The 20,386-nt window shown below is 72.8% G+C and carries 15 protein-coding genes; 12 read left to right on the forward strand and 3 right to left on the reverse strand.

Annotated features, from left to right (window positions below; translation table 11 throughout):
- Window positions 1-13 precede the first annotated feature (13 nt).
- The 10 genes from ACIA8K_RS06565 to ACIA8K_RS06610 all read left to right on the forward strand — a co-directional run bounded on the left by ACIA8K_RS06565 (window position 14) and on the right by ACIA8K_RS06610 (window position 13,693).
- Window positions 14-3,229, forward strand: a complete 3,216-nt coding sequence (locus ACIA8K_RS06565) for a DUF5691 domain-containing protein (protein WP_396055701.1) — start codon at window positions 14-16, stop codon at window positions 3,227-3,229.
- Entirely contained in the window at window positions 3,226-4,290 is a 1,065-nt protein-coding gene (locus ACIA8K_RS06570) for an AAA family ATPase (protein ID WP_396055703.1), read from the forward strand. Before ACIA8K_RS06565 ends, ACIA8K_RS06570 begins: the two co-directional genes overlap by 4 nt.
- Window positions 4,290-6,638, forward strand: coding sequence for a DUF5682 family protein (locus tag ACIA8K_RS06575; RefSeq protein ID WP_396055705.1), 2,349 nt, complete (start codon window positions 4,290-4,292; stop codon window positions 6,636-6,638). The genes ACIA8K_RS06570 and ACIA8K_RS06575 overlap by 1 nt, the downstream gene beginning before the upstream one ends.
- A complete protein-coding gene (locus ACIA8K_RS06580) occupies window positions 6,635-6,925 on the forward strand; it encodes a hypothetical protein (RefSeq protein ID WP_396055707.1) in 291 nt (96 codons plus the stop codon). Before ACIA8K_RS06575 ends, ACIA8K_RS06580 begins: the two co-directional genes overlap by 4 nt.
- A complete protein-coding gene (locus tag ACIA8K_RS06585) occupies window positions 6,922-8,076 on the forward strand; it encodes a VWA domain-containing protein (protein ID WP_396055709.1) in 1,155 nt (384 codons plus the stop codon). Before ACIA8K_RS06580 ends, ACIA8K_RS06585 begins: the two co-directional genes overlap by 4 nt.
- 53 nt (window positions 8,077-8,129) lie before the next feature.
- Complete coding sequence (locus ACIA8K_RS06590; protein WP_396055711.1) at window positions 8,130-9,440, forward strand: hemolysin family protein; 1,311 nt, start codon at window positions 8,130-8,132, stop codon at window positions 9,438-9,440.
- 280 nt (window positions 9,441-9,720) lie between these two features.
- Window positions 9,721-10,338, forward strand: a complete 618-nt coding sequence (locus ACIA8K_RS06595; RefSeq protein WP_396055713.1) for a DUF6230 family protein — start codon at window positions 9,721-9,723, stop codon at window positions 10,336-10,338.
- Window positions 10,338-11,804: a DUF6114 domain-containing protein gene (locus ACIA8K_RS06600; RefSeq protein ID WP_396055715.1), complete on the forward strand. Its 1,467-nt coding sequence runs from the start codon at window positions 10,338-10,340 to the stop codon at window positions 11,802-11,804. Before ACIA8K_RS06595 ends, ACIA8K_RS06600 begins: the two co-directional genes overlap by 1 nt.
- Window positions 11,805-11,984: 180 nt before the next feature.
- The gene (locus ACIA8K_RS06605) at window positions 11,985-12,614 is read left to right on the forward strand and encodes a DedA family protein (RefSeq protein WP_396055717.1); all 630 of its coding nucleotides are present in this window, start codon (window positions 11,985-11,987) and stop codon (window positions 12,612-12,614) included.
- Window positions 12,530-13,693, forward strand: coding sequence for a glycosyltransferase (locus ACIA8K_RS06610; RefSeq protein WP_396055719.1), 1,164 nt, complete (start codon window positions 12,530-12,532; stop codon window positions 13,691-13,693). The genes ACIA8K_RS06605 and ACIA8K_RS06610 overlap by 85 nt, the downstream gene beginning before the upstream one ends.
- Window positions 13,694-13,733: 40 nt before the next feature.
- On the opposite strand, the gene ACIA8K_RS06615 is transcribed toward ACIA8K_RS06610, so the two are convergent.
- The gene (locus tag ACIA8K_RS06615) at window positions 13,734-15,407 is read right to left on the reverse strand and encodes a DUF885 domain-containing protein (protein ID WP_396055721.1); all 1,674 of its coding nucleotides are present in this window, start codon (window positions 15,405-15,407) and stop codon (window positions 13,734-13,736) included.
- Window positions 15,408-15,447: 40 nt separating this feature from the next.
- On the opposite strand from ACIA8K_RS06615, the gene ACIA8K_RS06620 reads away from it, so the two are divergent.
- Window positions 15,448-16,335, forward strand: a complete 888-nt coding sequence (locus tag ACIA8K_RS06620) for a DMT family transporter (RefSeq protein ID WP_396055723.1) — start codon at window positions 15,448-15,450, stop codon at window positions 16,333-16,335.
- On the opposite strand, the gene ACIA8K_RS06625 is transcribed toward ACIA8K_RS06620, so the two are convergent.
- The gene (locus tag ACIA8K_RS06625; protein WP_396055725.1) at window positions 16,310-17,362 is read right to left on the reverse strand and encodes a PHP domain-containing protein; all 1,053 of its coding nucleotides are present in this window, start codon (window positions 17,360-17,362) and stop codon (window positions 16,310-16,312) included. The two genes, ACIA8K_RS06620 and ACIA8K_RS06625, sit on opposite strands and share 26 nt — an antisense overlap.
- 89 nt (window positions 17,363-17,451) lie before the next feature.
- On the opposite strand from ACIA8K_RS06625, the gene ACIA8K_RS06630 reads away from it, so the two are divergent.
- Entirely contained in the window at window positions 17,452-19,230 is a 1,779-nt protein-coding gene (locus ACIA8K_RS06630) for an HtpX-like protease (protein WP_396055727.1), read from the forward strand.
- Between the two features lie 40 nt (window positions 19,231-19,270).
- Here ACIA8K_RS06630 and ACIA8K_RS06635 read toward each other — a convergent pair whose 3' ends face one another.
- Window positions 19,271-20,254: a prephenate dehydrogenase gene (locus tag ACIA8K_RS06635; protein WP_396055729.1), complete on the reverse strand. Its 984-nt coding sequence runs from the start codon at window positions 20,252-20,254 to the stop codon at window positions 19,271-19,273.
- Window positions 20,255-20,386 lie beyond the last annotated feature (132 nt).

The following is a 20,386-nucleotide window of genomic DNA, read 5'->3' on the forward strand; positions in this document are numbered from 1 at the left end:
ATAGGGTCGTTGAGTGCCCGTCGAACCGTGGACGGCCGCGCACGTGCTCGCCCTCGCACCCGACGCCTCCTCGGCGAAGGGTGCGCAGAGCGTGAGCGGCGCGGCCAAATGGGAGGCCCTCGGCCTCAGCGATGACGTTCTGTGGGGGCTCTGCAAGGGCAGCGGCAAGAAGCCGTACCAGGCCTGTGTGGACCTCTCCGGACCCGCCTACAGATGTTCCTGCCCGAGCCGCAAGTTCCCGTGCAAGCATGCGCTGGGTCTGCTGCTGCTCTGGTCCGGCGGCGGCGTGGCCGACGGTGGCGACCTGCCGGACTGGGTGGCGGAGTGGCAGGCCGGGCGGCAGTCACGTGCGGTCAGGACCGAGGCCCGCCGTGCCGAGCCGGGCGCGGTGGTGGACGAGGCCGGTGCCCGCAAACGTGCCGGCCAGCGGGCGGACCGGGTGGCCGGCGGGCTCGCCGAACTCGACCTGTGGCTGCTCGACCAGGTCACCTCCGGGCTGGCCGGCGCGGAGCGCGCCGGATATGCACCCTTCGAGGCGATGGCCGCCCGCCTTGTCGACGCCCAGGCCGGCACGGCCGCGAGCACGGTGCGCAGGCTCGGCCGACTGGCAGGTGTCGGCGCCGGGTGGGCCGACCGGCTGCTCGGCGAGCTGGCGCTGCTGCGGCTGCTGACCGCGGGCTACGGCCGCCGCGACGCGCTGCCGCCGGAGCTGGCCGCGACCGTGCGCACCCGCGTCGGCTTCGCCACCTCGGCCGACGAGGTGCTGGCCGGCCCGCGTCTGCGGGACTCGTGGCAGGTGCTCGGCCAGGCCGACACCGTCGAGGAACGGCTGACCAGTCGCCGCACCTGGCTGCACGGCGCCACCACCGGCCGGTTCGCGCTGCTGCTGTCCTTCGCCGCGCCCGGCCAGTCGCTCCCCGCGGACGCGGTGCCCGGCACGCTGCTCGACGCGGACCTGTGCTTCTACCCCGGCGCGTCCCCGCTGCGCGCCCTGATCGCCCAGCCATACGCCACATCCCCGCTCACAGCCACCCCAGGATCCTCGGGGGTACGGGACGCGCTCGCGTCCGCCGGCCGGCTGCGCGCGGCCGACCCCTGGCTTGAGGAGACGCCGGTCCTGCTCGCCGACGTGCGCCCGGCCGGCCCGGACCGGCTGGTCGACCCGGCCGGCGACGCGGTGTGGCTGGTCGGCGGCGAGCCCTGGTGGCTGCTGGCCGCGTCCGGCGGCCACCCGGTGACGGTCGCGGGCGAGCTGACCACGGACGGCGGCGTACGCCCGCTGGCCGCCTGGTCCGGCGACGGCGTGTTCACTGCGGCGCCGCCCGGCGCGGTGACCGGCGACCGGCACGCGACGCGGCTGCCGGAGGAGCTGGTGTCGGCCGCGCTTGTCGGCGTGGAGCGACGACCGTGGCGCGGCCCTTCGGTGACCGTTGACGGCCGTGAGCTGCTGATCGTCGGATCGCAGACGTCACAGGCGGTTCCCGGCGGCCTCGCTGAGACGCCGGCCCCCGGGAACGACATGACGATCTCCGATCGGGCCGTTGTGCCGGCGGGGGACGCGGTCGGCCATGCGACTGCGGGAGCGGCCGGGTCACCGGCCGGCGATCGGGCCGGTGCGCCGTCGGGGGACGCGGTCGGCCACACGACTGCGGGAGCGGCCGGGTCGCCGGGCGGCGATCGGGGCGGTGTGCCGGCGGGCGACGGGGCCGGCCATGCGGCTCTCGGCGAGGGAGGGGAACGCGGACCCGGGACCGATCGGGCGATCTCCGACCGCGCCGCTCCTGGTGAGCGCGGCGGGACGGCTCTCGAGCCGGCCGCGGCCCTGCTGGAGGCCGCCGCCGTGGTCGTGGCCTATCAACGGTCGGGGCCGGCACCGTCGCGCGACGCCGAGCCGGACGCGAAGGCAGGCGACGAGACGCGCCCGGTGGTCACGGAGGCGGCCGGGCGGCGGCTGGCGCAGCTGCTGTACGGAGCGGGCGTGCCGGGTGGCGGCGATGTGGCGCAGCGGCTGCTCGCGGAGTGGTTGCGGATCGCGGCCGCGCACGGGCTCCGGGCACCCGCGTCCACGTTGCCTGCACTGCTTGACGCCGGTCGCCGCAGCACCGCGCTGCGGCCCGCGCTCGCGCTGGTCGCCGGGCGGCGCGGTGCCTGGCTGGCGGCCCGGCACCCCGACTGGCGGTACCTGCTGGCCGAGGCGGCCGGTCCGGGCGTGGAGGCGGACTGGGCGACCGGCACGCCCGGCGAGCGGCTTGCCTACCTGGTCTCGCTGCGGGAGCGGGATCCGGACGCCGCGCGTGAGCTGCTGGCCGCCGGTTTCGACGCGGAGGAGCCGGAGCAGCGCGCCCGGTTCGTCGCCGCGCTCGCCACCGGGCTGGCCGCGGCCGACGAACCGCTGCTTGAGCGCGCGCTCGACGACCGCCGCCGGGAGGTCCGGCAGGCCGCGGCGGACCTGCTGGCCGTGCTGCCCGGCTCCGCGCTGCGGGACCGGATGACCGCGCGTGCGCTGGCCGCGGTCCGGCTCGACGCGGGCCGGCTGCTGATCACGCCGCCCGCGGCCTGCGATGCGGCCATGCGCCGGGACGGCATCGCGCCGAAACCGCCGCGCGGCGTGGGCGAGCGCGCGTGGTGGCTGGAGGAGGTGGTCGCGCGGACGCCGCTGAGCACCTGGACCGGCACGTTCGGCCTGGACCCGGCCGCGATCACCGAGCTGCCCGTGGTGGACGACTGGGCGCTGACGCTCCACAAGGGGCTGTCCCGCGCCGCTGTCACCGAGCGCGACCCGGCCTGGGTGATGCCGCTCGCGGACCTGATGTCACGGCCGGTCAACCGGGACCTGGACGTGGCCGACCACCTGCTGGCGATGACGCTCTACGAGGCGCTGCCCCCGGCCGAGCTGGCCCGCTACGCCGCACGCGTGCTGCGCGGCGATCCGGCCCGTGCGCACCGGCTGGCCGAGCTGTGCCCGGCGCCGTGGCCTGACGACCTGGCCGACGCCACGCTTGACGGCCTGGCGAGCCTGGCCGGGTCCGGGCGGTACGCGTGGAACCTCGGCGACCTCTGCCGGCTGGCGTCCACGGCCATGCCGGTCGGCTACACGATCCGCGTCGCTGAGCTGGCCGAGCGGATCCGGCAGGCCGGCGACCCGTCCTCGACCCGCCCGGCCGACACCGTCGCGGCGCTGGCCGCCGCACTGACCTACCGACACGAGATGACCGAGGAGCTTCGATGACGGCCCTGCGCCCGCACGCCGAGCAACTGTTCGCGGACGAGTTGGAGCGGCTCGCTGCCGCGGACGACCTGCCCCGCCCGCCCGGCTGGCGGCTTTCCCCGCAGGCGGCCGTGACGTACCTGCTCGGCGACGGCGACACGATCACGCCGAAGTACGTCGGGCCGCGCCGGCTGATGGAGGTCGCGGTCGCCACGCTCGCCACCGACCGGGCGCTGCTGCTGCTCGGCGTACCGGGCACGGCCAAGACCTGGGTCTCCGAGCACCTGGCCGCCGCGATCTCCGGCGACTCGACGCTGCTGGTCCAGGGCACGGCAGGCACGGCGGAGGAGGCGATCCGGTACGGCTGGAACTACGCCCGGTTGCTGGCCGAGGGCCCGTCCACGGACGCGCTGGTGCCCAGTCCGGTGATGCACGCGATGCGGACCGGCGCGATCGCCCGGTTCGAGGAGCTGACCCGGGTGCCGTCCGACGTGCAGGACTCGCTGATCACGATTCTGTCCGAGAAGACGCTGCCGGTGCCGGAGCTGAACACGGAGATCCAGGCGCAGCGCGGCTTCAACATCATCGCTACCGCGAACGACCGGGACCGTGGCGTGAACGAGCTGTCAAGCGCGCTGCGCCGGCGCTTCAACACTGTGGTGCTGCCGGTGCCCGCCTCCGCGGACGAGGAGGTCGACATCGTCGCGCGCCGCGTCGAGCAGCTGGGCCGTTCGCTCGAGCTGCCGGATGTGCCGGCCGCGGTCGAGGAGATCCGCCGGGTGGTCACGGTCTTCCGCGAGCTGCGCGGCGGCCTGACCACGGACGGCAGGACCAAGCTGAAGTCGCCGACCGGCACGCTCTCCACGGCCGAGGCGATCTCGGTGATCACGAACGGGATCGCGCTGGCCGGGCACTTCGGCGACGGCACGCTGCGGGCCGGTGACGTGGCGGCGGGCATCGTCGGCGCCGTGATCAAGGACCCGGTCTCGGACGCGGTGGTCTGGCGGGAGTACCTGGAGACCGTGGTGCGTGAGCGCGACGGCTGGTCCGACTTCTACCGGGCCGCGCGCGAGGCGATCTGATGGAACGTCACTACGGGGTCCGGCACCACGGGCCCGGCTCGGCGCGGGCGGTGCTGCGCGCGCTCGACGAGCAGCGCCCGGACCTGGTGCTGATCGAAGGGCCACCGGAGGCGGACGAGCTGGTCGGCTGGGCCGCGGACGACGGGCTGGTGCCGCCGGTCGCGCTACTGGGCTATGTCACCGACTCCCCGGGCACGGCCGCGTACTGGCCGTTCGCGGTCTTCTCGCCGGAGTGGCAGGCGATCCGCTGGGCGGTCACCCACGACGTGCCGGTCCGCTTCTTCGACCTCCCATGGGCCTATCGCGCGGCCGATCAGCTGGACCAGGCCGGCAACGCAGAGCAGGCCGGGAACGGGGACCAGCCCGGTAACGGCGACCAGCCCGGTAACGGGGAGCAGGCCGGTAACGGGGAGCAGGCCGGGGGCGGGCCGCGAGCCGAGGCGAACGCGGAGGAGGCCGCCGAGCCGGACGCCGGCGAGGATGAGCCGGCGCGGCCGGTCGACCCGATCGGCGAGCTGGCCGCGGCCGCCGGCTACGACGATCCGGAGCGCTGGTGGGAGGACGTGATCGAGCACCGGGGGATGCCGGCGTTCGAGGCGATCGCGGAGGCCATGGCCGCGATCCGTGCGGAGGCGCCGGAGGACCCGGAGGATCTGGTCCGCGAGGCGCACATGCGCACGGTGCTGCGCGCGGCCCGGCGTACCCACAAGAACATCGCTGTGGTCTGCGGCGCCTGGCACGTGCCCGCCCTGGACGCGAAGATCACGGCCGCCGCGGACGCCGCGCTGCTCAAGGGCCGGAAGAAGGCCAAGGTCACGTTCACCTGGGTGCCGTGGACGTACGGCCGGCTCGCGTCCTGGCAGGGCTACGGCGCCGGCGTCCGCTCACCTGGCTGGTACGACCACCTGTTCGCCACCACGGACCGGGTGATCACGCGCTGGCTGGTCCGGGCGGCCGCCGTGCTCCGCGACGACGGCGTGCCGGTCTCGTCCGCGCACGTTATCGAGGCGGTCCGGCTCGCCGAGGCGCTCGCGGTGCTGCGCGGGCGCCCGCTGGCCGGCCTGGCCGAGGTGACCGAGGCGGCCCGCGCGGTGCTCTGCGAGGGCGACGAGCTGCGCCTCGACCTGATCGGCCGGCGGCTTGTGGTAAGCGAGCGGCTCGGCGAGGTGCCGGACGACATGCCGGCCGTGCCGCTCGCCCGCGACCTCGCCGCCCAGCAGCGCACGCTGCGCCTCAAGCCGTCTCCGCTCGAGGCCGAACTCAAGCTGGACCTGCGCAGGGAGACCGATCTCAGCCGGAGCCGCCTGCTGCACCGGCTGCGACTGCTCGGCGTGCCGTGGGGCGAGCCGGACGGGGGCGGCGGCGGCAAGGGCACCTTCCGGGAGACCTGGAACCTGCGCTGGCAGCCGGAGTACGCGGTCGCGCTTGTCGAGGCGAGCGGGTACGGCACGACAGTGCTGTCCGCGGCCACCGCCCGGGTGGTGGAGCGGGCGCGGCAGAGCACCGCACTTGCCGAGGTGACCGCGCTTGTGGAGGTCTGCCTGCTCGCGGACCTGCCGGACGCGTATCCGCCGGTGCTGCGCGCGCTGGACACCCGCGCCGCGCTCGACTCGGACGTCACGCACCTGATGGCCGCGATCCCGGCGCTGGCCCGCACGCTGCGCTACGGCGACGTGCGCGGCACCGACCTGGGCGCGCTCGGCACGGTGAGCACCGGGCTGCTGGGCCGGGTCTGCGCCGGTCTGCCCTCGGCAGTGCTGTCGCTCTCCGACGAGGCGGCCGAGGAGGTGCGCGACCACGCCGACGCGGTGCACGCCGCGATCGGGCTGCTCGACGACGCCGGGCCGAGGGAGCGCTGGCTGGACACGCTGGCGTCGCTTACCGGCCGCGACGACCTGCACGGGCTGCTGGCCGGCCGGTGGACCCGGGTGCTCTACGAGGCGGACCGGCTGGACCGGGCGGAGACGCGGCGGCGGATGGGCCTGGTGCTTACCGCGGGCGTGACACCGGCCGCGGCGGCGCGCTGGATCGAGGGCTTCCTGTCCGGCGGCGGGCTGCTGCTGGTGCACGATGCGGCGCTGCTGTCGCTCGTCGACGAGTGGCTGGCCGGGATCGGCGGGGACGCGTTCACCGAGGCGCTGCCGTTGCTGCGGCGCACGTTCGGCTCGTTCGCGCAGCCGGAGCGGCGGGCGATCGGGGACCGGGTGGCGGGCGCGGCGTCGTCAGGCGATCCGGGCGCCGGCGGGAGCGCGCGGGGTGTGGATCACGAGTCGGCCCGGTTGGCGCTGCCCACGCTTGGCGCGCTGCTGGGCCGGGAGATCGGCTACGAGATGAGGAGCACGGCATGACCAAGCGGGGGATAAAGCTGGCCCGGATCCGGCGGATGCTCGGCGGCGGCGTGCCCGCGACCGGCGTGACCCGGGTGCACCGTGCGGCCACCACACCGTCCATCCTGGACGTGGGCGAGCCGGCCGCGGACACCGAGACGCGGGGTGGGGACGCGCCGGAACCCGGTGCCGGGGAGACCGCGACGACCACGGCCGTCTCCCTCGGAGTCGACGATGTGCACGGGCGCCGTCGTACCGTGGCGGATTCTGGGTCTTACAAGGGTGTGCACCGGCGGGTGGCGGCGTGAACGAGCAGGAGCGGCTGCGACGCTGGCGGCTGGTGCTTGGTGGCGCGGCCGGTGGCGGTTTCCGCGAGCTGACCGGCGCGGAGGCCGCGATGGACGCGGCGCTCGGCGCGCTCTACGACGGTGGCGACGATGACTCGCGCGCGAAGGGCCGGTCCGCCGGGCTGGGTGGGTCGGCGCCGCGGGTGGCGCGCTGGCTTGGCGACATCCGGGAGTACTTCCCGAGCACTGTCGTGCAGGTCATGCAGCAGGACGCGATCGAGCGGCTGAATCTGACGTCGCTGCTGCTGGAGCCGGAGATGCTTGCCGCGGTCGAGCCGGACGTGCACCTGGTCGGCACGCTGCTGTCGCTCAACCGGGTGATGCCGGACCGGACGAAGGAGCTGGCCCGCCAGGTGGTCCGGAAGGTGGTGGCGGAGTTGGAGCGCCGCGTCGCGCAGAAGACGCGGGCCGCGGTGACCGGTGCGCTCAACCGGGCGACGCGGGTGAACCGCCCGAGGCACGCGGACATCGACTGGGACCGGACGATCCGGGCGAATCTGAAGCATTACCAGCCGGAGCAGCGGACCATCGTGCCGGAGCGGCTGATCGGGTACGGCAGGCGGACCAGCGCGGTGCAGCGGGACGTGGTGCTGTGCGTGGACCAGTCCGGCTCGATGGCCGCCTCGGTGGTGTATTCCGGCGTGTTCTCGGCGGTGCTCGCGACGATGCGGAGCCTGCGCACCTCGCTCGTGGTCTTCGACACCGCGGTCGTGGACCTGACCGACCAGCTCAGCGATCCGGTGGAGGTGCTGTTCGGCACGCAGCTCGGCGGCGGCACGGACATCAACCGGGCGATCGCCCACAGCCAGACGTTGATCACTCGGCCGCAGGAGAGCATCTTCGTGCTGATCAGCGACCTCTACGAGGGTGGTGTACGGGATGAGATGCTGCGCCGGGTGGCCGCGATGGTCGGCTCTGGCACGCAGGTGATCGTGCTGCTGGCGCTCTCCGACGAGGGTGCGCCCGCGTTCGACCACGAGAACGCGGCCGCGCTCGCCGCACTCGGCGTGCCCGCGTTCGCCTGCACGCCGGACATGTTCCCGGAGCTGATGGCGGCCGCGATCGAGCGCCGGGACCTGAGAGCTTTCGCAGAACGTGCCGCTGAGCGTTAGGGGTCACCGCCGGATGGGAAAGGTTCGACCCAACTGACGGTAAGGAGCCTGCGGTGCAGGAGCTATGGACCCAGCTCGCGCTGGTAGCGGTGCTGGTTGTCCTCAACGCGGCGTTCGCGGGCAGTGAGATGGCGCTGGTCTCCCTGCGGGAGAGCCAGATCCATCGGCTGGAGCGGGAGGCCGGTTCGGCGGGCCGGGTGCTGGCCCGGCTGGCGAAGGACCCGAACCGGTTCCTCGCCACCATTCAGATCGGCATCACGCTTGCCGGCTTTCTGGCGTCCGCCGCGGCCGCGGTGTCGCTGGCCAAGCCGCTGGTGCCGCTGCTGAGCCCGCTCGGTGGCGCGGCCGAACCGCTGTCGATCGTGCTGGTCACGCTCGTGCTGACGTTCGTCACGCTCGTCTTCGGCGAGCTGGCCCCGAAGCGGATCGCGATGCAGCGTGCGGAGGGCTGGGCGCTCGCGGTGGCCCGCCCGCTGAACACGCTTGCGACGGTCTCCCGGCCCGCGGTGTGGCTGCTCGGCGCGACCTCGGACGTGGTGGTCCGCGCGTTCGGCATCGACCCGTCCGAGGAGCCGGACGAGATCAGCCCGGACGAGCTGCGCGACATCGTGTCCGGTCACCGCGGCTTCACCGTGGAACAGCAGACGATCATCAACGGCGCGGTGCAGATCGCGGAGCGGCAGCTGCGTGCCGTGCTGGTGCCCCGGCTTCAGGTGTTCACGCTTGACTCGGGCACCACGGCGGAGGCCGCGCGGATCGTGCTTGCCGCGTCCGGCCACTCGCGCGCGCCTGTGGTCCGGCACAGCATGCTCGACGACACGGTCGGCGTGGTGCACCTGCGTGACCTGATCGGCGTGCCTGCCGAACGCCCGATCGACGACTGCGCCCGCCCGCCGCTGCTGCTTCCCGACTCGTTGCCGATCGCTGACGCGTTGCGTCAGTTCAAGGCGGAACGTCAGCACATAGCGCTTGTGGTGGACGAGCGCGGCGCGATCGAGGGCATCGTGACGCTCGAGGACGTGCTTGAGGAGATCGTCGGCGAGATCTACGACGAGACGGACCGGGACGTGCAGTCGGTGCGTACCGAGGAGGACGGCACGCTGGCGCTGCCCGGCACGTTCCCGATCCACGACCTGCCGGACATCGGTGTGGAGCTTGAGGACCGCCCGCACGGCGACTACACGACAGTGGCCGGGATGGTGTTGACGGTGCTCGGCCACATTCCGACGGTGCCGGGCGAGCGGGTGTCGATCGACGGCTGGGAGGCGGCCGTGACCGCTGTGGAGCATCACGCGATCACCGGGGTGGCGCTACGGCGGCTGTCGGACAAGACGGACGCGTCAGTCGAGGCCGAGGTCTCCTAAGATCCACAGCCATCTGTCCGCTTGCCGTTATCGAATCGTGATGATCCGCTGCTTCTGGTCACGCGCGGTGAGGCTTCGGCTGTGGTTTGCCCGGGATTGACCGGTTAACCGGCTGGAAACCTTTGAACGCGCCGTAATCAACGGCGCCCATTGATGGTTACCCATGGGTAATGGACGGGTTGTGACGCACGTCGCTTCGCACAATCATTGGCTCCGCGATTCGTTACCGGCCGGTAGGCCCAGTGCGCCGCCGGTGCTTCCCTCGTCGTGAGGAGTGACTGTGCAGGCGAAACAGGCGAAGGGCCACGTGCGCTGGCGTCGTGCCGCGGCGTTGGCGATCCCGACCGCGGCCGCCACCGGGCTGATGGTCCTCGGCATGTCCAACGGCGCGATCGCCGCGTCGTTCTCGGTCTCCGGTGGCACGTTCAAGGTCGCGGCGGACCGGCTGGAGGGCGACGGCTTCGCCCAGTACGGCGGCATCGCGTCCGAGCAGAGCGGCGCCAAGCACCCGACAGCGGTCTCCGCGATCCGGGACGCGGAGCTCTACAACCTCTGCCAGTCAGTCGACGCGTCGAACCCGCTTACCGGGCGCGTCATCCTGACAATCAACGCGGGCGGCGGTGGGAACCCGGCCACCGCGACCAACCTGGTGCTCGACGTGGACGAGCTGCGCGGCGACACCACGTTCACGAACATCGAGATCGGCCGGGACGCGTCCACGCTGAACAAGGGCGGCGAGAGCGCCAAGGGCCAGGCCGGGCTGTTCGGACAGCAGGCCGACCACGTCACGATCCTCGGCCTCAAGCAGGTCGCGTGGTCGACCACGGCCGGCACGTTCGCGCTCACCGGCCTGCGACTCAAGGTCAACACCGGCGCCGACGCCAAGGAGTGCTTCTGATGGGTGACCGGGCCGCGCGTCTCGGCGGGGCCGTCGCCCGGGCCTGGCGGAGCTTCGGCCGCTGGCGCTGGACCAGGCCGTTCTGGGGCGGGCTGCTGCTCGTCCTGGCCGGTCTGGAGCTGTTCGCCACCACCCAGGGCGGCGCCGACCTCAACGGGCTGTCCGTGCACGTCGGGCCGAGTGGCTACCTGAGCTGGCTGATCCCGGCCGTGCTTGTCACCTGCGGCCTGCTGATCTGGTTCAGCCCCGCGCAGCGCGTGTTCTACTCCGTGATCGGCGCGGTGACCTCTGTGTTCTCCCTGATGGCGGTCAACCTGGGCGGATTCTTCCTCGGGCTGCTGCTCGGCGCGGTCGGCGCGGTGCTGGCCTTCGGCTGGACCCCGCCGTCCGCGCAGGAGCCGGAGCCAGGGGAATCGGAGCTCGGGGAGCCGGCCACGGAGGAGCTGACCGGCCCAAAAGGTGAGGGGGACGGCGGCCCCGGCATGAGCACCGGACCGGAGAGCAGGTCCGGCACCGTCGACGAGCAAGCGCAGAAACGGCATCGGGGGTACGACGAGAGCGCCGTGTTACGGCCCGCGACGGAGCCCACGGCCCTGCCCTCAGCCGGGCCGGTCCGGCGCGCACGGCGTACCCCCTGGATGTCGATGTGGATTGTGATGATGATCCCGGGCGTGGTGCTGATCCCCGGCGCGCGGGCGGCACACGCCCGGCCCTGCCCCACGCCGTCGGGGTCGGCCTCGCCGTCGGCAAGTCGTTCGCCGGGGCCGATCGAAGGGATTCTCAACGGGATCGGTGGCCTGTTGGGTCTCGGTGGCACGCCCGGCACCGCCGCCTCGCCGTCGCCGAGCCCGTCCGTGTCGGAAGGGGCGTGCGGCGGGACCGAACCACCACCGGACGGCGATCCGGAGCCGGAAGGTCCCGGCGATCCGGAGCCCGGGAATCCCGGTGGACCGAGCGCGCCCGGGACCCCCGCCAAGCCTGGGCCGGGTGGTTCCGGTACGCCGTCGAAGCCCGCGGACCAGGTGAAACAGCTGGGGATCCCCGCGGGGGTGCCGCCGGTGGCGATGCGGCCGTCGCTGCTGACCGGGACCAAGGTCGAGATGTGGAACCTCGGCATCGACGGCATCGTGGACATGCCGCGCGCGGACGGGAGCACGATCAAGGCGTTGCAGTTCTCGATGACCAAGGCCTACACGCACGACTTCCGGCTGGACACGCCGCGCCACCAGGAACTCTCCCCGATCACCAGCAGCAGGCTGGGCGTCGAGGGGGACGTGAAGTTCTACGCCACCCGGTTCACCGGCACGCTGCTCGGCCTGACGATCACGCTGACGCCTGAGTCGCCGCTGCCGCCGGACGGCATCCCGATCGCAGTGCCCTACATCGCGTTCGGTGACCCGAGCATGGATCTGCTGCTCGCCACGGCCCGCACGCTCACCGGCCCCGACCTGGTGGACACCGTCTGACCCCTGGGGTTCCCACCCCTACGGGTGGTGTCAGCACTACCTCGAATCGGCGGGCTGGCATCATCGATCGGCGTCTCCGTAATCCCTACGGTCGTAGACAACGACCGGACGGGGGCCGACGATGCCGCGTTTCACCGAGATCGAAGCCGCAGGACAGACCTGTTCGCGCAGGTCTACGGCATGAACCTGTTCGAGCATCCGTACGCGCTGCTGGGCCCGCTGGTGCTCGTCGAGGGGCCTGCCGCGACAGTGACCGCCGGGTCGCTCGTCGGGGCCGGGCTCGCGCGGTTCTGGCCGGTCTGGCTGATCGTGGTGCTCGCCGACCTGGCCGGGGACAGCGTGCTCTACCTGCTCGGGCGGTTCTCGCACCAGCGCCGGGCCGCGGTGCTGCTGACCCGGATGGGGCTCACCGACGAGCGCCGGGCCCGGTTCACCGCGGCGGTCACCAGGTCGTTGCCACGACTTGTGCTCACCGCGAAGGTGGCCGACTTCCTCGCCATTCCGGCCTATGTCGCCGCGGGGGTGGCCCGCGTTCCCTATCAGCGCTTCGCCGCCTGGGTGGCGGCCGGAGCGGCGGTCCGCGGCGCGGTCCTGCTCGGACTCGGCGCGCTCATCGGTTCCCGCTTCCACGGCAACGTGCTGCTGCTGACCAGCTGTGTCGCGGTGGCGGCCCTGCTCCTGCAGTTCGGCTTCCAACGACTTTTCAAGAAACGCGAGGGACGACCATGCGCATCCTCATCGGTGCCGAGACCTACGCCCCGCACGTCAACGGCGCTTCCTATTTTGCTCAGCGACTCGCCAACGCGCTGAGCACGCGGCACGACGTGCACGTGGTGGCGCCGTCGACCGGATATCACAGCTTCCGGCGGAGGGCGGCTAACGGCGTCGTCGAGCATCGGGTGCGCGCACTACCCGTACCCACGCATCCTGGTTTCCGGTTCTGTGCCCCGCTTGATCTGCGGCGGGTGGCCGGGCGGATCCTTGACGAGGTGCGGCCGGACGTCGTGCATGTGCAGAGCCATTTTCCGCTGTGCCGCGCGCTTGTCGTCGAGGCGCGGGCGCGTGGGCTGCACATCGTCGCGACCAACCACTTCATGCCGGAGAACCTGACGCACTATCTGCCGGTCGGCGCGGCCGGGCGGCGGGCCGTGCACGACTGGGCCTGGCGTGACGTCGCGCGGGTCTTCGCCGAAGCGGACGTGGTCACCGCGCCGACGCCCTATGCGGCGGCGCTGGCCACCATGTCCGGCGTGCCGGGCCCGGTGCTGCCGATCTCGTGCGGCATCGACCTCGACCGCTTCGGCCCGTCGTCTGCCGCCGCGGAGTTCCGGCTGCGCCACGGGCTCGACGGCAAACCCACAGTCCTGTACGTGGGCCGGCTGGACGCGGAGAAGAACCTGGACGTGGTCATCTCGGCGTTCGCGCTGCTCACCATCGACGCGCAACTGGTGCTCGTCGGCAAGGGCGCGGAACGGCAGCATCTGGAGGCGCTCGCGGAGCGGCTCGGCGTCGGTGCGCAGGTGCGGTTCACCGGGTTCGTGCCGGACGAGGAGCTGCCCGCGGCATATGCGGCGGCCACCGTCTTCGTCAACGCCGGGACCGCGGAGCTGCAGAGCCTCGTCACGCTCGAGGCGATGGCGAGCGGGCGTGCGGTGATCGGCGCGGACGCCGCCGCGCTGCCGCACCTGGTCATCGACGACGAGACCGGCTACCTGTTCCCGCCGGGGGACAGCGTGGCGCTGTCCCGCCGGTTTCTGGAGGTGCTCGGCGACCCGGAGCTGGCGGCAGATCTCGGGCGCCGGGCCCGCGCCCACGCCGAGCAGCACGACGAGGCACGGAGCGTGGCCGCGTTCGAGAACCTGTATGCGATGCGGCAGGTGCTTGTCTGAGCGTTGCCCCGGCCCGGCTTCCACCGGGCCAGGGCTCGTCTCAGAACCGTTCCATCGCGCGGCGGAACGGGTCCAGGCCGATCGAGCCCAGGTTCAGCCCGGCCTCGTGGAACTGTCGCAGGTCGAAGTCGGCGCCCTGCCGTGCCCGGGCGTCCTCGCGGGCCTGCAGCCAGAAGCGCTCACCCACCTTGTACGACGGCGCCTGCCCCGGCCAGCCCAGGTAGCGGTTCAGCTCGAAACGCAGGTTGTCGTCCGGCACCCGGCAGTGCGCGCGCATGAACTCCCAGCCGTGCCGCGGCGTCCACCGCTCGCCCGGCGCGAAACCGAACGGGTTGTCCGCCGGGATCTCCAGCTCCAGGTGCATGCCGATGTCGACGATCACCCGCGCGGCCCGGAACGCCTGGCCGTCAAGCATGCCGAGCTTGTCACCCGGGTCGTCCAGGTAGCCCAGCTCGTCCATCAGCCGCTCCGCGTAGAGCGCCCAGCCCTCGCCGTACCCGGAGGTCCAGCACATCAGCCGGCGCCAGCGGTTGAGCAGGTCCGCGCGGACCGTCGTCTGGCCGACCTGAAGGTGATGGCCGGGCACGCCCTCGTGATAGACAGTGGTGACCTCGCGCCAGGTGGAGAACTCGCTGATCGCGCCGGGCACGGCCCACCACATCCGGCCCGGGCGGCTGAAGTCCTCGCTCGGCCCGGTGTAGTAGATGCTGCCGTCGCTTGTCGGCGCCAGGCAGCACTCCAGGCGCAGCACCTGCGCCGGGATGTCGAAGTGGGTCCCGTTCAGCTCGGAGACGGCCTTGTCGGCGAGCGCCTGCATCCAGTCGCGGAACGCCTCCTTGCCGTGGATCGTCCTGGTGGGGTCCGCATCGAGCGCCGCGACGGCCTCGTCGATGCTCGCGCCGGGGCCGACGATCCGGCCCGCCACCAGGCGCATCTCGTCCTCAAGGCGGGCCAGCTCCTCGAAGCCCCAGGCGTACGTCTCCAGCAGGTCAAGCTTCGCGCCGATGAAGTACTGCGAGGCCAGCTCGTAGCGCTCGCGGCCGGCCGCCTGCTTCTCCCGGCCCAGCGGCGCCAGCTCACGCCGCAGGAACTCGCCGAACTCGGCGGTCGCCCGGGTCGCCTCCCGTGCTCCGCGGTCCAGGTCCTGGGCGAGACCGGCGCTGCCCGGCGCCAGACGCCGGACCAGCGAGTGGTAGACGTCGTCCCGGGCCGGGTCGGTCCAGATGCCGCACTGCTTGGCGACCTCGACGATCTGCTCGCGCGCGCTCACGTGACCGCGGGCGGCCTCGTCGAGCAGCGTCGTCCTGATCTGGTCCAGCGCCTGCGGGACCTTGTTCAGCCGGGCCGCGATGTTCGCGATCGCGCGCTCACCCTCGACCGGCATCAGGTCGAAGGCGCCGCGGACCTCGTGCAGCGCGCCCGTAATCACGTTGACCTGGCTTGCGGTCTCGCCGGCCTCGTGCCGGGCCAGACTCAGCTCCAGCCGCTCGATCATCGCCTCGCGGCCGACCTCCTCGTCCGGGGAACCGGCCGGGGTGGCGTGCAACGTGGCCACCGTGCGGCGGTCGAGGTCGGCCTGTGCGGCGTACCCGTCCGGTGTCAGGTCGTCGAATTGGTCGTCGTAGCCGTCGATACCGAGGTGCGTGGCGCCGATCGGATTCAGCGGCGCCCATTCCTCGACGTACCGTTCGGCGAGATCGTCGATGTGTCCCACCCGGAGATGTTGTCATACCCGTAGGGAAGAGTGGCCCGGTGTGACGACCCGCTCCTGGCTGCCCGGATATCTCGCTCTCGCCGCCGTCTGGGGCGCCAGCTTCCTCTTCATCGGCATCGGTGTGCGCGAGGTGCATCCGGTCTACGTGACGCTCGGGCGTGTCGTGGCCGGCGCGCTCACGCTCCTCCTGGTGCTGCTGCTCACCCGCGACCGGCTGCCACGCGATCCCGGCGCCTGGGGTCACCTCTTCGTGATCGGCGTGTTCGGTGTCACGATCCCGTTCACCCTCTTCGGGTACGGCGAGCAGCGCGTCTCCTCCGGCCTGGCCGGGATCTGGAACGCGACCACCCCGCTGCTCACCCTGCCGATCGCGGCGCTTGTGCTGCGCACCGAGAAGCTCACCGCCCGGCGCGCCGCCGGCGTCGGGATCGGGTTCCTCGGCGTGCTCGTGGTGCTCGGCGTGTGGCAGGGCGTCGGCGGCGCACACCTGTCCGGGCAGCTCATGTGTCTGGGCGCGGCCGCGTGCTACGGGTTCGCGATCCCGTACCAGAAGAAGTTCCTCGGGCATCGCCCCGACTCGTCGGCGTCGCTCGCGGCCGGGCAGCTCCTGATGGCGACCGCACAGCTGCTCGTCGTCGCGCCGCTGCTGGCCGGCGCGCCGCCGGACGTCACAGACCTGTCGCCCGAGGTGATCGGCAGCGTGCTGACGCTCGGCGTGTTCGGGACCGGGCTCGCATTCCTGATCAACATGCGGAACATCCGGCTGCTCGGCGCGAGCACGGCCGCGTCCGTGACCTACCTGATCCCGATCTTCGCGGTGCTGCTCGGCGTGCTCGTGCTGGATGAGCACATCTCCTGGTACCAGCCGGTCGGCGCCGTGATCGTGCTGCTCGGCGTCTCCGTCAGTGCCCGGCGGCCCACCGGGTGAGCTCCTCGGCGGACCAGGTGTTCACCACGCGGTCCGCGGGCACGCCGCACATCGCGGCGCGCTCGCAGCCGTACCGCTGCCAGTCGAGCTGACCTGGCGCGTGCGCGTCCGTGTCGATCGCGAAGAGACACCCGGCCTCGACCGCGAGCCGGAGCAGTCGCTTCGGCGGGTCCAGCCGGTCCGGCCGGCAGTTGATCTCGACGGCCTTACCGTGCTCCGCCGCCGCCGCGAACACCCGCTTCGCGTCGAAGTCGCTCGGCGGCCGACTGCTGGTCCTGGCGTGTGCGCGGTCGTTGTTCTTCGTCGGCAGACGGCGGCCGGTGCAGTGCCCGAGCACGTCCAGGTGCGGGTTCGCGACCGCCTTCAGCATCCGCCGGGTCATCACGGCCTCGTCCGCCCGCAGCTCGCTGTGCACGGACCCGACCACCACGTCCAGCCTGGCCAGCAGCTCGTCCTCCTGGTCAAGCGTGCCGTCCGGGTTGATGTCCACCTCGATCCCGGTCAGGATCCGGAACCCCTCCGGCAGCTGCGCGTTGACAGTCGCCACGTGGTCGAGCTGCCGTTTCAGCCGGGCCGGGCTCAGGCCGCGTGCCACCTTCAGCCGCGGCGAGTGGTCGGTCAGCACCAGATACTCGTGACCCACCTCGACCGCGGCCAGCGCCATCTCCTCGATCGGGGAACCGCCGTCCGACCAGTCCGAATGGCTGTGACAGTCGCCGCGGAGCTTCTCCCTGAGGTGTACCGCCGCCACCGGCAGGTCGTCGTCCTCGGTCGCGAGCAGCCGCCGCAGATACACCGGTTCCTCACCGGCGAGCGACTCCGCCACACAACGCGCGGTCACGTCGCCGACGCCCTTCAGATCGGCAAGCGTGCCGTTCTCCGCACGGGTCCTGGTCTCCTCCGGGTCGAGCCCGCCCAGCACGTTCGCGGCCGATCGGAACGCCTTCACCCGGAACGTCGCCTCGTGCGCCGACTCCAGCAGGAACGCGATGCGCCGCAGATCGGCGACAGGATCACGGGAAGCCATGTCGTCAACCTAACGCGGGGTTGTCCCTCAATGCGCGCAATAGGTACTGTCCGCTCACGTACGCCCGGTGCGTACCGGGAGGATCGACGATGACCGCCACGCTACGGGCCGCCGTCTCGGTGGCGCTGCTCGCCGGGTTCTACCTGGTCGCGCTCGGTCAACTCGCGCTCGTCGCGGTGCTGCTCTTCTGGGTAAGCGTGCTCCTCGCCGGCACCGACGCGGTCAAGGTCGCGCTGCCGCTCATCACCCTCGGCGTGGGCGTCGCCGCGCTGCCGCTCGGCCGGGGTCTCGCACCCCGCCGCACCCGGTCGCCGGGCATCCCGGTCGCGCCGGAACGCGCCCCCGACCTGTGGCAGGTCGTCCGGGAGATCGCGGACCGGGCCGGCACCCGCGCCCCCGACCGCATCCGGCTGCTTCCGGACGCGACCGTGCGGATCACCGAGGATGTACGGCTGCTGGGCCTCGCCGGGGGCCGGCGCACGCTCTACGTCGGACTGCCGCTGCTGCAGATCATGACGGTGGACCGGGCGCGTGCGGTGCTCGCACACGAGTTCGGCCACTTCTCCCGGCCGGGCGGGGTCGCCTACCGGGGCCGGCTCGCGGTCATGTCCGCGCTGCCCCGGATGCCGATCAACCTTCGCTGGTACGCCCATCTCTACCTGGCCGCAGACGCCTCCGGAACGCGGGAGCAGGAGGCCGCGGCCGACCGGCTTGCGGTTGCCGTCGCGGGCCCGGGAGCCGCGATCGCCGCGCTTCAGGACCAGCCGGTGCTGGAGGCCGCCTGGTCGTTCTTCTTCCGCAGGTACGTCCGGCCGGGCTGGGAGAACGGCTTCGTACCCGACGATCTGTTCGGGGGTTTCGCGGACTTCGTGCATGCCCGGGTGGATGAGCTGGATGATCTGCGAAATCAGAAGCCCGAGGTGGACCGCTGGGACACACATGCGCCGGTCGCGGAGCGGGTGGCCGCCCTGGCCGGCGCAGAGTCGTCCGACGAGTCCGGCCCGTTCGCTGAGGACAAAGCCCCGGAGCCGGCCACCGCACTGATCACCGACCCCGCCGGCGCCGCCCGCGCGCTCCAGGACGCCACCGTCGCGGAAGGCCGCCGCCCCCTGGCCTGGCCCGAGTTCATCGCCGCCGCCGGCACCGCCACCCTGCGCCGCGAATCCGACGAGGTCCTCCGCGAGACCGCCCGTACCCTCGCCCGTGACGACATCGGCTTGGCCGAGGCGCTGACCGTGGCCGCCACCGGCCGTTTCCCCCGCCGCCCGATCGAGTCCCTGCTGCTCCTGGCCGCCATCCACGCCGGTGCCGCCGGCTGGCGTCACAGCTGGTCCGCACCCCCACGCCTGATCGGCCGCGACGGCCACACCCTCCGGCTGGGCGAGATCGCCGACCTGGCCCGCAGCCCCGGCACCCTCGACGAGGCCCGCAAACGCCTTGCCGACCTCGGCATCGACGCCGGCTCCACCGCCCCGCTCGCCCCCCGAACCGGCGCCGCCGGCTCCGGCGCCATCGCCGGCCTGATGAACGTCATCGTCGACGGCGCCCGCTCGGACGTGGTCCTCCTCAACACCGGGCTGATAGTCGTCCCCGGCGTCCCCCGCCTCCGCCAGCGCGAGGTCCGCCCGCGCATGCACGCCATGCTCACCTCGATCCCGCCCGAGGAACTGGCCGCCGCCCCCACCCACCGCTTCATCCCCTACGCCGACTTCGCCGACGCCCGCCTGGCCCGCCGCGTCCCCAAGACCTACGAGTTCACCCTGCACAGCGGCGATTCCCTGAAGATCCGCGCCGGCGGCGACACCGAGGAGCTCGGCCCCGGCTGGTCCGCCCTGGCCGACGCCACCCTGGCCTCCCGATCGCTGTAGGCGACCGGAACCCGCGGGTGCTCGGCCTGGTTCCTCGCGCCTATTCCGGGCGGACGGCGGTGACTGTGGTGCGGTCCTTGGAGACCGAGGTGATCCAGCCGCCGGCGCGGCCCAGATCGAGCAACGCGGGGACCGTGGGGCGCATCGGGAGGGGCTCGCCGGGGACCGGGGGCCACGCGGAGCGGACGTCGTGGCCAGGGGTCAGCCACGGGCCCAGGGCCGCGATAGGGTCGCGGGCGTCCAGGGCATCGCGGGCGGCCGTCAGAGAGGCGATGACCGCGTCGAGAACGGGCCGGACCGCCTCGGCGTTGCCGCCGCACATGGCGGCGACCAGTTCGGAGCGGGTGGCGGCGACGCGGGTGCCGTCACGGAAGGAGCCGGCGCCGAGTGCGGCCGCCAGGGGGCCGGCGGCCTGTTCGGCCACCGCGGATGCGACCAGATGGGGAACGTGGCTGATCGCGGCGACCGCGCGGTCGTGGTCCGCCGCGGTAGCGGGTACCGCACGGGCGCCGAGGCCGGTGACCAGGTCCGCCAGGTCGAGCCAGTCGCCGAGCATGGTGCGGCCGGGTTCAAGCCCCAGAACCCAGGCGCAGCCGTCGAAGAGGCGTGGGTCGGCGGCGGTGAAGCCGGAGGTTTCGCGCCCGGCCATCGGGTGGCCGCCGACGAAGCCGGCCAGGCGTTGGGAACCGCCAAGGTACTGCTCGGCCAACTCAAGCACCGGAACCTTGACCGAGGTCACGTCCGTGATCAGCCCGCCGAAGCCGCGGCCGGTCAGCTCGTCCAGCACGGTTCCGAGCGCGGTCAGCGGCACGGCGACGATGCACAGCTCGGCGTCGGCGACGGCGGCGGAGACGGACGGCGCTATCTGCCACCGGGCGCGGAGTGGAGCTTCGGCGGAGGCGGTGCGGGCGGTGCCTCGGGTGGCAGGATCGGAGTCGAAGCCGGTCACCTTGTGGCCGGCGGCGGCGAGGGCACGCAGCACGGACCCCCCGATGAGACCCATTCCGATCACGGCGACGCGCACGCGGTGACTGTGTCACAACGGGCTCCGGGGCGGACGCGCGGCTCCGGGTCGCCGTTCGGCCCGGGCGCGCCTCCACCGAAGGATCTGCGGCTTTTCACCCTTTTCGTTCGCCCGGGGCCGCCTTTCCCACCC

The sequence above is a fragment of the Catenuloplanes sp. NPDC051500 genome (assembly GCF_044454585.1).
GTDB lineage: Bacteria > Actinomycetota > Actinomycetes > Mycobacteriales > Micromonosporaceae > Catenuloplanes.